Genomic DNA, 14848 nt, shown 5'->3' with positions numbered 1-14848 from the left:
CGACGATGCCACTTTTAGCGATTCTCATTCACGTTTTTTAACAACAGGATAATTTGCGCTCGCTCAACCGCGAACAAACTATCTGGTTGTGTTGTCAAGAGCGGTCACTTATGATGTTCTCTGGCTGGCGGCATTTTGATCGCCCAAGTGTGAGGTTGGCGATCGCCTTTCTATTCAGCTTGACTCTGGCGCTGGGCTGGACATCCCAAGTTTGGGCGCAGGTTTCTCCGGCAAATCCTGTAGTGCAAAGTGCTAACCAACCGCCTTTAGGAGTCCAACGGCTAGGCGCAATTGAAATAGCGACAGTGAAGTTAGATGGGGAAAATTTATTTCAAGTCGTTGCCCCGACTGTCTGGAACCGAAGCAATCCTGGCAAGCAGATTCCGGTTGAAGCCAGAGTCGAAGAGATTGAGGCTAACCTCAACCGCGTTATTGCCTTCGCTCCAATTCAGAATTTTGCAATCCCGATTGGTTCAACACTGCAAGGCGATCGCCAAAAAGGTTTCTACACGAACTTCGATCCCAAAACATTGCAAGTGTTTGTATCTCAGCTTGATGGCGATACTATCCTTCTAGCTAAAGATGCTTATCATTCTGTACCCCTGCAACTATTAACTGTCACCCAGTTAGATGCCGATTACTATGGGCTGAGTGTAGAGCAACTAGCGCAACAGTTGCAGTCGGGAATTTACCAACAGTTATTAGAGCAACTGAACGAGCGTTTACCTAGAGCGATAAAGCAACAAGTTCAGAATGCATTTATCAGAGCTACAGCCACGATTGGAGCTAGTTTGCTACTTTGGATGTTGTATAAACTGCTGATGGTGCGCGAGCGCGTTCTGGCAACAAGACAAGCTGCGGTCGTGGCCCAGTCAAAAGCCGCAGCAGATACGGCTACAGGCAATGTCCCTCATGCTCGATATTTGTTGGAGTTCCGCCACTTGCTGCAAAGACAATTTACTTTGGAGCGACAGCGCAATTTGGTTGCTTTCTTGAGATGGCTGCTGATCTGGGGTCAATTTATCGTGTGGAGCGGTGGAATTACCGCAATTTTAAGTTTATTTCCCCTGACAAAACAGCTAGCCTTGCAACTATTATCTGCACCCTTGCAGTTATTGTTGCTCTGGTTGCTTGTAGGATTGGCAAATCGGATGAGTAATGAATTGCTCGATCGCTTTGCCAAAAATTGGCAAGACTATCATTTCTTCAATTTTCAATTTTTTACGATTGCCGACGCGCAGCGCAAATCTTTACGCATCTCCACAACTATTAGCGCGATCAAAGGACTGAAAACTTTTGTTGTTTGGGCGATCGCCATTGGTTGGGTGTTGCAAAGTCTGGGAGTCTCAATTGGTTCGGTACTAGCTGGCGGTGCGATTGTCGCTTTTGCACTTTCTTTGGGCTTCCAGAACTTAGTCAAGGATTTGGTCAATGGCTGTCTGATTTTATGGGAAGACCAATATGGGATTGGGGATGTGGTGGCAATTGTCAATACATCTGGTGGCAAAACAGGGGGTTTTGTCGAAAATATGAATTTGCGGGTAACTCAACTGCGAAATGATGAAGGGCGTTTGATTACTATTCCCAATAGCGCGATCGCTCAGGTAGAAAATTTGACCCGAATTTGGTCGCGGGTAGATTTTACGATTGAGGTGGCTTACGAAACAGACATCAAGATGGCATTGGCACTACTTCAAGAGATTGCCCAACAGATGTACGGCGAACCCCAGTGGCGTGATCGCCTAGTGGGACTGCCAGAGGTTTTAGGAGTCGATAACCTCGCTCACACTGGGATGATGATTCGAGTGTGGATTAAAACCCAACCACTGCAACAGTGGGTTGTTGGTCGCGAATTTCGCCTGCGCGTCCGCGTTGCTTTTGAAGAGCATGGCATTCAGATTGGCACACCCCAACAAGCCGTATGGTACGAATGGCACTAAGAAAAACTCTAAGCTTTACAGAATAGTGGTTATAGCGTTTATATTGAGTAGTAAGGGGATGAGTCAAGCGATCGCCTAGCCTTCCGTCGTAGGCGATCGCTGTGCCTTGTAGATGCAACAAAGCTCAATGGTGCGGATGATGCAGAAGTTGTACAAAATTTTTTAGGTAGGAAAAGCTTACTCGTTCGTGAAATACTTTCATTGACACTCCCCACGCCTAGAAGGCAGGGGATTCTTGCTTCACGGAGATTCCAATGAATTTACCCGAAGCCGCGCATCTTGACCGTGTGCCCCACGGCTGCAAGTCCACGTATCGCGACCACTTGAGCGGCTGCGACATCTCTATCAGTCGTATAGCCGCAATTCGAGCAAAGATGAGGAGCCACTGCGTTGCGGTGAATCCAGCGCTGCCAAGAGTTGTGCCTTGCGGTGAATCCAGCGCTGCAGGCGGGTTTCCCGCCGTAGGCGACGGGCGTTCCCGGAGGGAGCCAGTACTTGATGAGTGTTTCCCGACAGAGGTATCTGGTGAGACCAGCGCTGCAGGAGGTGAGACCAGTGCTGCGGGAGGGTCTCCCGACAGCCAGGCATCTGGCGAACCCGAAGGGGTCTCCCGACCTAGGCGACTGCGTTCGCGTAGCGTGCGCTTTGCGCTTACCCGAAGGGCGTTGGGGTTCCCAAGGCACGTTTTCGGGGGAAGCTTCCCCCGAAAAGCTGCCGCCCCGTTGAAGCAAGTGGCGTTACGTTCTGACAGTTCTTTTTTTCCTGTCTCGGTTCCACAATTAGGGCAAACCTGACTTGTCTTACGGCTATCTACTTTTTGAAAATAGACATCACGCTTAAAACAAATCTGTTCGAGAATGTTGAAGAATTGACCAAACCCGGCATCCAGGCAATGTTTTCCCAGCATTCCTCTAGATAACCCGACTAGATTCAAATCCTCGACAAACACCATTCCTGCGCCATCACAGATTTGGTGAGACAACTTTGTGTGGACGGGTTCCCCGGGATAAAGCACCTGGCGTTCCCCGGCGCACTACACCCCCATAGCTAGAAGCTAGGGGCACTGTGCGCGTTTTTGGTAGAGCGAAAACTTTGGCAAGCGTCAATAAATAGTAACCTGTGATACAGTTTTCCGTTGAATTCACATGCGCCACCTAGTTGTAGAATAGCTCACCAGCGCGAGCATTTTTCTCGCGCTGGTGAGCGTTGTTTCAGTCCGCGAATTGGGTTAGATTTTATATACCCTTGTTCAACAGTAAAATTTAATAAGCTTTGCAGTATTGCTTGATGCTTATGATGCGTTGTGTATTTTAAATGGCTTAGAGAAGAAAGATACTCAATAGCAATCAGCTTTTGCACTTTTCTCCAAAAACGGTATAACAGGCTACTATTTTTTTGTGCTGGTAAAACTTTTCGGTCTACTGAAATTAGAAGTCAACGACCGCACTCAAGCGGTGATTGTTGCAGTGAAACGAGGGATTGTCAGTTTGTAAGCAATTGTACCAGGACTTACGCAAAATTATGAAAAAATAAACCGCAAAGGACGCAAAGATCACGTATGCCTGCGGCACGGCTTTGCCGAACGCGTAGCGTGCGCCTTAGCGCATAGTTAAGAGGGTTTAAAAGAGTTTTTGCATAAGTCCTATGTACTAAAGTTTGAATTTGGATTCCAACTTTAGTTGGAGCCAAACTTCGATTTTGAGATGGACTGATTGATCAATCACTTTATTGAACAAAAGTTTCAACTCAAAGTGGACGACAAATTAAAAACAATTGCATATATTGAGTTTATACAAACAGTGATAGCAATTGAGTTGCAAAATTTAAGTTTGCCTTACTGAGGATAGTTTTATGACATCCATTTCATTACTGGTCAAAGATGATTTTGAGTACCTAAAGGTTCCAACTCAAACTGATTTTTTTGACAATTCCTCTATTAATTATGCACTCACTGCTGTTGCACAAGAGGTTGCTGAGTTGCTTCAACAAGCTTATCTTTTTCAAGCTGACGGTGTCAATCATGCGAAGACGATCGCGATTCAGACAGTCAAAGGAAAATATATACAAGTCATTACAATTGAGCCTTTGACTGATCGAGAGTTAGAGGTATTGCAATTGATTGTTGATGGACATAATAATAGTGCGATCGCCCAGAAGCTCAAAATCGCTAAGGGTACGGTGAGAACTCATGTTCGTAATATTTTAAAGAAACTCATGTGAGCGATGCCTTCGCCAACACACTCAGGCAGCGATTTAGGCGCTTCGATCTAGTCTTGTCCGCTAAATAGGACGATTTGTAATTTTTAAGGAGATAAAGCCATGTCAGTCAAGCATGAAGCTGTGAATATTTTTCCATCCCACGTTGAGGCAGAAGCTGCCGTGTTAGAACTGCAAAGAGCAGGCTTCGACATGCAAAAGATTTCGATTATTGGTAAAGACTATCAAACCACTGAGCATATCCGTGGATTTTTGACCTGGAAAGATACGGCTAAAGCTGGAGCTGGAGAAGCAGGCTACTGGGGCACCTTTTTTGGTGGACTCTTCGGCATTCTCACAGGTGTCGGCTTGCTCTTTATTCCGGGAGTGGGTCCTGTGATTGTTGCTGGGCATGTTGCTGGAGTGTTGGCAGGTTGGCTCGAAGGTATGGTTTTGGGTGGTGTGGGAGCTGCCGTTGCAGGAGGACTGGTGGGTGCTCTTGTAGGATTGGGAATTCCAAAGGAAAAAGCCCTAAAGTATGAGACACAAATCAAAGCAGGCAAGTTTATGGTCATTGTGTCAGGTACAGATGAGGAAATTAATCAAGCGCAACAGATTCTGCAAAATGCAGGTCATGAAGTCAATCAAACAGTTGTTGTTTAGCCAGGGCAGCAGCCACACAATCATGTCTTGCACCAAGTAGTTGTTGCTGTAAACAACGGAATCGACTGCAAACGTCTCTTTAAAGGAACTCTCATGAAGCTCAACAGAGTATTTACTTCAACCCTTACTTTTAATTCCACGACTCCTTACCATCAAACTACTTGGGAAGTTATTCAAAGTTATGTTCAGCTCACAAAGCCTCGCATCATCTTACTGTTACTGATTACGATGGTTGCCAGTATGGGAATGGCAGCAAAAGGGCACGTTGATCCCTGGCTTGTGTTGATCACATTAGTCAGTGGCGCTTGTGCCGCAGGAGCAGCAAATACAATAAACTGTCTTTACGACCGCGATATTGATTTTGCGATGGAACGAACCCGTCATCGTCCACTTCCGTCTGGTCGAATAGAACCTCATGATGCATTACTGTTTGCGATCGCGCTCATAGTGATTTCGTTTACGCTGCTAGCTGTGTTCGCTAACTTGTTGAGTGCTAGTTTAGCAATGATAGGGATTCTCGTTTATGTGCTGGTCTACACCCATTGGTTGAAACGGCATCACTCCCAAAACATCGTCATTGGAGGAGTCGCAGGGGCAATTCCGCCTCTAGTCGGGTGGGCAGCAGTAACAGGCGATTTGAGTTGGGCAGCGTGGTGCTTGTTTGTGATCGTGTTTCTATGGACACCTCCTCATTTCTGGGCATTGGCAATGATGATTCAAGATGACTATGCCAAAGTTAATGTTCCTATGTTGCCTGTGGTTGCCGGGAATGAGACCACGGCTCGACAAATTTTTGCCTACACTTTAATCCTCATTCCAGTAACTTTACTGCTTGGTTATCCGCTTGATGTAATGAATTTGCTGTATCCACTTATTGCGCTCGTTCTTGGTGGCATTTTTGTTCATAAAGCCTGGTTGTTAATGCAGTCTCCCTCAAATTTGGAGTTGGCGCGATCGCTGTTTAAATACTCCATTGTTTATATGATACTGCTATCTATTGGAATCGTAATTGATTGTCTTCCCATTACTTACAGCGCACTCAACAGGATTTCTGGAATCATTAATCTGTTGAATTAAGCTACGGATAGCCAACTGCTCCATTTACAAGGGGATGAGGTTTTGCCCGCGATCAATAAAAATCTGAATTTGGATTTGATCAGGTTTTTTCAACATCATCAAAACAGCATAAATTTCTGCTTAACTGTACAAACTTGCATGGTCAGAAATATGCCACTGTTATATGGTAAAGGAGTTCTTATTAAAAACCTGTTTTTATCTACACTTTGAGAAATTCCTCAGAACCAGAAATATACAGATTTTTTGATTGAACGAAAAGGGCTACATTGCTAAGTCATTCCTTAGATTGCCCACTGTTGTCTACCTTTCCTTTCCTAAAATGAATTCCTCGACTCACCGTACGATTATTGTCGGAGCTGGTTTTACGGGTCTTTTCACGGCTTTACATCTGCGTCATCAGCATGATCTTCGTTCAATCACCCTGATTGATCCGCAGGAACGGTTTGTTTTTAAGCCCATGTTGTATGAGCTACTGACGGGTGAATTGCCAGAAGACACAGTTTGTCCGACTTATAAAGAATTGCTGCAAGGCAGTGATATCACCTTTGTGCAGGACAAAGTAGCAGCGATCAACCTACAAGAAAAACACGTTCATTTAGCCTCTGGCTCAGACTACACCTACAGCTACCTTGTATTAACAGTCGGCAGTATTCAGGGTTATCTGGGAACGGAAGGAGCGCAAGAGAACGCATTTGCATTCCGGACGCGAGAGAATGCGATCGCTCTGGAACGCCAGTTACGAGATTGTTTGCAGCGTGCCAGTCAGACGAATGATGAAGCGCAACGACGAGCGCTCCTGACATTTGTTGTAGTTGGGGCAGGTCCAACCGGGGTAGAAATGGCAGCAACGTTAGCAGATTTGCTGCCCTACTGGTATGCCCAACTGGGCGGCAATATTCATGAGATTCGCATTATTTTGATCAATCACGGCAAAACGATTCTCGCAGGAGATGTCAATGCGGGTTTGAAGGAGAATGCTCTCCACGCTTTCAGAACTCGAACCGTACCGGTTGAATTGATATTAGGTGTAGGTGTGAAGTCCGTTGATGCAAACTACTTGGAGTATCAACCTGTTGACAGCGCAGAGAGAAAAAAACTGCTGACGCAAACCACGATTTGGACAGCAGGTACTGCTGTGAACCCACTCATCCAAAGTCTCAAGTCCCAGATTCGTGCCGACCATTTAGATAAGCATGGTCTACCGCTCGTCAGCCCCACTCTACAACTGCTGGATTTTCCAGAGGTGTTTGCAGCCGGCGATTGTGCAGATGTGCAGTCGCAGCCACTACCGGCTCTCGCCCAGGTGGCTTATCAACAAGGTGCAAACATTGCTCATAATTTGATTGCACTTGTTAGAGGGGCATCCCCTAGCCCAGCTCATGTGAATCTTCGCGGCACCCTGATGAAGTTGGGCTTGAACAATGGAGTAGCGAATTTATTCGACAAAGTGCAGGTGACTGGCAAACCCGGCGACCTGATTCGCAATGCAACCTATTTGGAAATGCTGCCCACGCCACTACATGATTTTAAGGTAACAACCGAATGGCTTAAGGAAGAAATCTTCCATCGTTACCACCGACCCAAGCTGGTTTCTGAAGCCGTCGCCAAACAGCCTCCTCTGTCTCCTGCTGAGCAACGAGAGCGATCGCTGGTCAAAGCCTTAGCCATCCTTGCGCCGATCGCTTTTCTGATTGTTGCTTACTTCGGCTTACGAACGCCACCTTCGGAACGACTCAGACAACCACAACCGAATTTACCTAGACAATCGACCCCGTAGTTCTATATTCTATAGTCAGGAGACCGTGATACTACTACCGCCACTGAATAACCCAATCTCCCCTGGATATTATTTTCTGATGGTCTGCGGCAAACTTAATTCTCATCAATAGAATGTCAAACCATGCGACAAGAGACTTCTGTACCCGCACGTCCAAAGCGCATCTGGTTGCGTGTATTTTTGGGTGGTTTCTTACTTTACCTCATTAGTTTTATTCTCGTTGTTCTGACAGCCAACCCCAACCTGTTTCCAACCCTGATTCTGTTAGGCAATTTTTTGGTGCCTGTCACTTTTGTCACCTTCCTGTACGAGCGTCAGCAACTCAGCAACATCACCTTACCAAGTTTAGGCTTGAGCTTCTTTCTCGGTGGTGTCATCGCTGTCTTTGAAGCTGGATTTCTGGAGAAATTGTTGATCAGCGGTCCCAAGTTCGACTTTTTTACCGCACTTCAAGTCGGGCTGATTGAAGAACTGGTCAAGCTAATAGCAGTCATGTTTGTGGCGCGCCGAATGCGACACAATTCGGAACTCGACGGATTACTTCTGGGAGCAGCAGTTGGAATGGGATTTGCTGCTCTAGAGAGCACTGGATATGCATTTACTGTATTTCTAATGGCATTTGCGCAAGGGTTAAGACCCAATGCACCAGAAACGTTTCCACTATTAGTAACGGTTGGAGTCACAGGACTGCGTAGCTTGCTGTCTCCATTTGGACATGGGGTCTGGACAGCAACCCTCTCAGCAGTGCTATTTCGTGAAAGCAGACCGGAACGATTCAGAATTACCTTTCCAGTGTTCTTAACTTATCTCATAGTCTCTCTTTTACATGGGCTATGGGATGGAATGCCAATAGGGCTTGTGTTAGACATTCCAATTATCAATTTATTACCGATCGGCTACTGGATTGTCATATTAGTAGGGGTATTGATGCTGATGCGTTTATGGAAAGAAGCTATCCGTGCAGCAAGACCTGCACTTTGATCATATATTTTATTACATTAATTCAATCAGGGAGATCAACATGAGAGCTACTGAATCTGAGACGAGAGAACAAACGATTAATTCTAGATGGTTAACGACGATTGCAATCTTCATGATTATTTTGGGGATAATTGCGATCATATTTCCCTTTTTTGCCACGATTACTTCGACCTTAGTGTTTGGCTGGGTTTTTATTTTTGCTGGAATTGCTCAAATCGTTTATGCCTTTCAATCTAAAGGGGCAGGTCAAGTTGCATGGAAGCTCATTTTAGGACTTTTGTATCTTCTAGCCGGGATTTTTGTCTTAACCGATCCGCTCCAGGGAGCGCTTGCCTTCACGTTAGTCTTGGGTGTTACAATTTTTGTGCAAGGCATCATTCAAGTCTCACTTGCGTTTCAACTGCGCCGGATTTCACCAAATTGGGGATGGATGCTCGTCAGCGGCATCGCAGGAATTATTTTAGGGATTTTCATCTGGTCTAGCTTTCCGTTTAGTGCATTCTGGCTGATTGGGACTTGGGTGGGAATCAATCTGTTTTTCGATGGCGTTTGGATGCTAACGCTGCATTCTGAATAGCCCCGTACTCTGCCCTAGCAATCACCTTGGCCATGAAGTCTCGTTTGCGGTAACCAGTGAGTTTCATATCTGGCATCTTTGAAAGTAGATTTAACGGTTTCGATTAGTATCATTCTTGAGATTCCAATTATAGAGATTAGCTCCTAGTTTGAGTTTTTTCGTCTCCTAAGTACCTACGCATAAATATTTATAAATTTCTCAAAACTGCTGAAACTTTTGAATTGCATTGCTGTTAAGAGTTCCCCCTCCTAGGTAAATAATTTATTTTCCATAATTACTTATCCTCTAGAATGACTGCTACTTTATTTTCCGGTAAGTCCCTAAGGTACAACCCTACCTTGACTCAATTGCTCTCATAGTTCAATAGATAGGAGAACGTGATGCTTCTGCCACCGTTGAATAACCAAAATCTCCCCTACCCAGACACCATGCATCCGGTCGTCGTCCACTTTGTGATTGCGATGGTATTTTTTGCCTATTTTTGTGACATAACCGGATATCTTAGCCGCAACCACCGGATGTTTGAAGTGAGCTGGTGGAACCTGGTTCTTGCATCGGTTGCCATCTTTGTTGCCGTGATTTTTGGTCAAATTGAAGCTGCATTAGCACAACCTTATCCAGCTGCCCAGCCCGCATTAAATTGGCACACCATAAACGGTTGGTCAATTTCAGGCATTTTGGTTGCTATCACGGCCTGGCGCGGTATCATCCGAGTTCGTGATCCGTTGAAGGTGCCTGTGGTTTACCTGGGTGCAGCCACGTTTTTGATGTGTCTGGTCTGTTTACAAATTTATTTGGGTAATTTAGTGGATTGGGTGTATGGACTCCATACGGTGCCTGTGGTGGAAGCAATGAAACAAGGACTTCTAAAATGAACCCACAATTAATTGATCAATTAAAGCAATTGGGAATTGAATTGGGGGCAAATGGATTACCCTATCGATTTCCGCTGCATCCGAATTTTGTACATCTGACTTTAGGTTTATTTATTATTGCGATCGCGTTTGATATCGCAGGCACGTTATTTCCGCTAGAACGACCAATTCTGAAGTTCTTCTCAATGCCTGTCAGTCGGTCTAACTTTTTTGACGTGGCATGGTACAACGCTGTAGCGGCATCCGTTATCACCTTTTTCACCGTGACAGCAGGCTTTTTCGAGATCCTGCTAGCCGATCCTCCCGCAGAGATGAAAAGTGCCTGGGGATTGGGTGCAGGTACAACCATGCTGTTGCATGGTGTAGGCGGAGTGTTATTGCTAACCATGATTGTGGCAATGACCATTTGGCGAGGATATCAGCGTTTTCGCTGGCGCAAAAACAATGTTCAGCAGGTTCAGTTGAGTTATCTGTTAGCAGGCGTTTTGATGTTGGGATATATGTTCGTTCATGGCACATTGGGAGCGCAATTGGGAGCCGAGTTTGGCGTGCATAATACGGCTGCTTATCTGATTCGGCAAGGCGAAAACCCTAATCAAGTCCTCCAGCAACCCTAGTTTTATTATGCGAACCTTTAACATTACGCTATTAGCTATTTTTGTTGGCGTGATCATTCTTACCAGTCATGCAATGGGACAGCAAGCGTATCATTGGCTCCCGATCGCGGCAGCAGCAGAGGCTGAACCCGTAGGTCACTTGTTTAGCTTCCTAGTGACACTCGGAACCATCGTCTTTCTAAGTGTGATGGGAGTGCTAGTTTATTCAATTCTATTTTATCGAGCCAGCGACACGAGCGATGCACCTGCCATTCGCGGCAATTTGAAGCTAGAGATTACCTGGACGGTGATTCCAATTCTGTTGGTGATCTGGATTGCGGGCTATAGCTATAACATTTACCAGCGCATGAACATTCTCGGTTCCTTGCCACTGGTTCATTTACATCTGTTGGAATCCCCCGCCTATGCTGAAACAGGTAGTAGCAATATGCAGCCTACTGAACAAATTGAGGTGATCGCCAAACAGTGGTCTTGGTCGTTCCACTATCCTAGCCAAAATGTCACCAGCACAGAATTACATATTCGTGTCAACCGCCCTGTTCACCTAATGTTGAAGTCTGAAGATGTGGTGCATGGCTTCTATGTGCCCAACTTTCGCATTAAGCAGGACATTGTACCGAATCAGACGATCGCGTTCAAATTTACTCCAAATCGAATTGGTCAATATCAACTGCACGACTCTCAGTTTAGCGGCACTTATTTCGCGCTGATGGAAGCCAATGTGTTTGTCGATTCTCCTGAACGTTACAACCAGTGGTTAGCTCAAGCCGCTACCCGTCCCTCTGTTCCAGCCATCAATCCCGCAAAATCTGAGCATAGTCAACCTCCCAAAACACCGTTAAGGAGCAATTGGCACACCGTTCCACCTGCTCAACCTCCCGTTGTGAATAAATAAGTACCATTACAAAATTAATTACACATCTTGTTTCTCTGTTAAGAGTTCCCTCTCTCCACCAATAAATTTAATTTTGCACGACTACTTAAATGACAAATATCTCCATTAAAAGTGCTAGTGAGCCTGAACAAACTGATTGGAAGCGCTACTTCAGCTTCAGCACCGACCATAAGGTAATTGGTGTTCAGTATTTAGTTACAGCATTTATCTTCTTCCTGTTTGGCGGCTTATTCGCCATGATTATTCGTGCCGAACTGCTCACCCCACAATTAGATGTCGTTAATCGCTCCCTTTACAATGGTCTGTTCACAATGCACGGCACGATCATGATCTTTCTGTGGATCTTTCCAGCAAATGTGGGATTAGCGAACTATCTGGTGCCACTGATGATTGGGGCGCGAGAGACGGCGTTTCCGGTGCTGAATGCGATCGCCTTTTGGCTGATTCCAGTTGTGGGGATCTTGCTGTTGTTCAGCTTTTTCTTGCCCAGTGGCACGGCTCAGGCAGGCTGGTGGTCTTATCCTCCGGTGAGCATTCAGAACCCGTCAGGACACTTGATCAACGGAGAATTTATCTGGTTACTGGCAGTGACAATCTCTGGAGTCTCATCCATTATGGGCGGTGTGAACTTAGTCACCACCATTGTGCGAATGCGGGCACCAGGAATGACCTTTTTTCGGATGCCAGTTTATGTCTGGACAACTCTCAGTGCTCAACTGCTGCAATTGTTTTGCCTACCTGCCCTCACGGGTGCAGCTATTCTGCTGCTGTTCGATCTTTCTTTGGGTACCGACTTTTTCAGTCCCTTTAAGCAGGGTGATCCGATGATCTACCAGCACTTGTTCTGGTTTTACTCTCATCCGGCTGTGTATGTCATGGCGTTGCCTGCCTTTGGAGTATTCTCAGAAGTTATTCCTGCCTTTGCTCGCAAACCCTTGTTTGGCTATAAAACCGTTGCCGTTTCCTCCCTGCTCATTTCTGGGATCAGCACCCTTGTTTGGGCGCATCATATGTTTGCTAGCGCCACCCCCAACTGGATGCGAATGTTGTTCATGGCAACATCAATGTTGGTGGCAGTGCCGACAGGAATCAAAGTGTTTGCCTGGACTGCGACCGTTTGGCGGGGCAAACTGCATTTCAAAACCCCGATGCTGTTTGCTTTGGGCGGTGTCGCCATGTTTCTGTTTGCGGGCATTACCGGAGTGATGCTGGCTGCTGTACCCTTTGATATTCATGTTAACAATACTCATTTTGTCGTTGGGCACTTTCATTATGTAGTATTTAATACCGTTAGTATGGCAATATATGCGGGAATCTACTACTGGTTTCCCAAAATAACTGGACGTATGTACTCCGAGGGGTGGGGCAAACTGCACTTCTGGCTCACTTTTATCGGCGCGAACCTCAACTTCTTTCCGATGCACCCGCTCGGCTTACAGGGAATGGTGCGCCGCATCGCCTCCTACGACCCGCAGTACACCGGATGGAATATAGTTGCTAGTTTAGGAGCCTTTCTATTGGGCATGTCCACCTTACCTTTTATTGCCAATATGGTGAGCTCCTGGTTACGGGGACGCAAAGCACCTAATAATCCTTGGAATGCCACTGGACTAGAGTGGACAACCTCCTCACCGCCGCCACTCGAAAACTTTGAAGAAATTCCAACCGTGACTTTAGAACCTTATAGTTACGGAGAATCTCACCGATTAACTACCGATCCGTCGTCTATCTAAGTGTCGTTATCGTTTCCTTTCAGGAGGCAGTGATGGAAAGCCCGCTCGATTCAGGAAATTCGCTTTCAAAAAACCTTAATTCAACGCCTAAGCGGGATAATCTTGCCTTTGGGTTTCCCATATTCCTCCTATCGGAGAGCATCATATTTGTCAGCTTTTTTGTCACCTATGCGCTGCTTCGTTGGAAAAATTCAACTTGGTTTCCACCTGGAGTTTCTGGGTTAGATATTCCCAGAGCGGCAATTAACACCGTTATTTTGGTGTCCAGTAGTATCGTGCTCTATTTTGCAGAGCGAGCGATCGCTCGCCACAAGCTGGTTAAATTTCGTCGTCTGTGGTTACTGACTGCTGCATTGGGTGTGATTTTTCTGATTGGGCAGGTGATTGAATGGCGTAATATGCCCTTTGGACTGGATGCAGGGCTGGCAGGTGCAACCTTCTATCTGCTGACTGGCTTTCATGGAATGCACGTTTTTACTGGCGTGGTGTTGCTGCTGTATATGTATGGACGCTCCCTGGTTCCCGGTAATTACAATGCGGGTCATCAGGGCGTGAGTGCAGTCTCCCTATTCTGGCACTTCGTTGATGTTATTTGGATTATTTTGTTTATGTTGCTTTACATCTGGTAGCTATCTTCAGCAGTGTCTTATATCACTCTAATTCTGGTTCCGTGCCCACCACCGATATTCGTACAACCTTCTAGCAACACATTGCGATCTGCTGAAACCAGCAGCGCTGAGTCCCAAGGGGACACGCTTACGCGAACGCTATCGCACAGACAATCACACAGAAGGCATGATGCAAAGAAAATACCTTATGGTTAATTTAATCACAGAACACACACTTCTAATGTTTACCGTAAAGGCTTTCGGGGCACTTTTTCCTATCGCGAATCCTATCGGTGCTGTAGCTTTTTTCTACAGCTTAACAGCAGAAGACTCTCCCAAGTTTCGACTCATCCAAGCTCGTAAAACAGCTTTGAATGTCACAGCAGTGCTAATTATATCGTTCCTGGTAGGTAAATTCATTCTCAGCTTTTTGGGCATTTCATTGGGAGTTTTGCGAATTGCAGGCGGTCTGATTGTTGCTCATACCGCATGGGAAATGGTAACTGCTCACCCACGATTAACCAAGCAAGAACATCAAGAAGCCATAGACAAGGAAGACGTTTCCTTTACACCGATGGCAATTCCGATGATTAGCGGTCCGGGTGCTATTGGAGTTGTGATCGGACTCTCAACTCAAACGCATCACTGGATTGAACAACTGGGCTGCATTACAGGAATTTTACTATTAGGACTGTTAGTTTATTTGTTTCTGGTTTTAGGAGAGCCACTAATTGAGAAGTTTGGAGCAACAGGTATGGGCGCATTCAATCGCATTCTGGGATTTTTGATTTTAGCAATCGCGGTGCAGTTAATTTCAGAAGGTGTTCTGGAATTACTTAAGTAGATTTTTTCAGCTTCAAAAAACTCAATATGATTTATAAATCTACATTTACGAAGTAAATAGTTTAC

At 45.7% G+C, this 14848-nt stretch carries 14 protein-coding genes and 1 pseudogene; 14 read left to right on the top strand and 1 reads right to left on the bottom strand.

Features of this window, described 5'->3' with window-relative positions; all coding sequences use genetic code 11:
• Positions 1-110: 110 nt before the first annotated feature.
• Positions 111-1940, top strand: a complete 1830-nt coding sequence (locus DP114_RS01665) for a mechanosensitive ion channel family protein (protein ID WP_171975282.1) — start codon at positions 111-113, stop codon at positions 1938-1940.
• 217 nt (positions 1941-2157) lie between these two features.
• Here the strand turns inward: DP114_RS01665 and DP114_RS36530 are convergent, their stop codons facing one another.
• Positions 2158-2922, bottom strand: coding sequence for a transposase (locus tag DP114_RS36530; protein WP_246163026.1), 765 nt, complete (start codon positions 2920-2922; stop codon positions 2158-2160).
• A gap of 436 nt (positions 2923-3358) precedes the next feature.
• On the opposite strand from DP114_RS36530, the pseudogene DP114_RS34625 reads away from it, so the two are divergent.
• From DP114_RS34625 to DP114_RS01595, 13 genes and pseudogenes are all read left to right on the top strand, one after another.
• Positions 3359-3433: pseudogene (locus DP114_RS34625) on the top strand (DNA-binding response regulator); the annotation flags it as partial.
• A gap of 358 nt (positions 3434-3791) precedes the next feature.
• Entirely contained in the window at positions 3792-4160 is a 369-nt protein-coding gene (locus DP114_RS01650; RefSeq protein ID WP_246163025.1) for a LuxR C-terminal-related transcriptional regulator, read from the top strand.
• A 99-nt stretch (positions 4161-4259) separates the two neighbouring features.
• Positions 4260-4799, top strand: coding sequence for a general stress protein (locus DP114_RS01645; protein WP_169265863.1), 540 nt, complete (start codon positions 4260-4262; stop codon positions 4797-4799).
• A 93-nt stretch (positions 4800-4892) separates the two neighbouring features.
• Complete coding sequence (locus DP114_RS01640) at positions 4893-5876, top strand: heme o synthase (protein ID WP_171975281.1); 984 nt, start codon at positions 4893-4895, stop codon at positions 5874-5876.
• 319 nt (positions 5877-6195) lie between these two features.
• Positions 6196-7653: an NAD(P)/FAD-dependent oxidoreductase gene (locus tag DP114_RS01635; protein WP_171975280.1), complete on the top strand. Its 1458-nt coding sequence runs from the start codon at positions 6196-6198 to the stop codon at positions 7651-7653.
• Between the two features lie 123 nt (positions 7654-7776).
• The gene (locus DP114_RS01630) at positions 7777-8634 is read left to right on the top strand and encodes a PrsW family intramembrane metalloprotease (RefSeq protein WP_169265866.1); all 858 of its coding nucleotides are present in this window, start codon (positions 7777-7779) and stop codon (positions 8632-8634) included.
• Positions 8635-8674: 40 nt separating this feature from the next.
• Positions 8675-9211 (top strand): HdeD family acid-resistance protein, encoded by a 537-nt coding sequence (locus DP114_RS01625; protein ID WP_169265867.1) that lies wholly within the window; start codon positions 8675-8677, stop codon positions 9209-9211.
• 380 nt (positions 9212-9591) lie between these two features.
• Positions 9592-10086 carry a DUF2231 domain-containing protein gene (locus DP114_RS01620; RefSeq protein ID WP_216669959.1) on the top strand — a complete coding sequence of 165 codons (495 nt, stop codon included), beginning with the start codon at positions 9592-9594 and terminating at the stop codon, positions 10084-10086.
• A complete protein-coding gene (locus DP114_RS01615; protein WP_171975279.1) occupies positions 10083-10703 on the top strand; it encodes a DUF2231 domain-containing protein in 621 nt (206 codons plus the stop codon). The genes DP114_RS01620 and DP114_RS01615 overlap by 4 nt, the downstream gene beginning before the upstream one ends.
• A gap of 7 nt (positions 10704-10710) precedes the next feature.
• Complete coding sequence (locus tag DP114_RS01610) at positions 10711-11598, top strand: cytochrome c oxidase subunit II (RefSeq protein WP_171975278.1); 888 nt, start codon at positions 10711-10713, stop codon at positions 11596-11598.
• Between the two features lie 89 nt (positions 11599-11687).
• A complete protein-coding gene (locus DP114_RS01605) occupies positions 11688-13331 on the top strand; it encodes a cytochrome c oxidase subunit I (protein WP_171975277.1) in 1644 nt (547 codons plus the stop codon).
• Between the two features lie 32 nt (positions 13332-13363).
• On the top strand, positions 13364-13960 hold the full coding sequence (locus DP114_RS01600; RefSeq protein ID WP_171975276.1) for a cytochrome c oxidase subunit 3: 597 nt from the start codon (positions 13364-13366) through the stop codon (positions 13958-13960).
• 187 nt (positions 13961-14147) lie between these two features.
• A complete protein-coding gene (locus tag DP114_RS01595; protein WP_216669958.1) occupies positions 14148-14783 on the top strand; it encodes a MarC family protein in 636 nt (211 codons plus the stop codon).
• Positions 14784-14848: the final 65 nt, after the last annotated feature.

This window comes from Brasilonema sennae CENA114, from assembly GCF_006968745.1.
In the GTDB taxonomy this organism is placed as follows: Bacteria; Cyanobacteriota; Cyanobacteriia; order Cyanobacteriales; family Nostocaceae; genus Brasilonema; species Brasilonema sennae.
The sequence above is the reverse complement of the archived record's forward strand: the minus strand, read 5'-3'. Positions and strand labels throughout refer to the sequence as shown.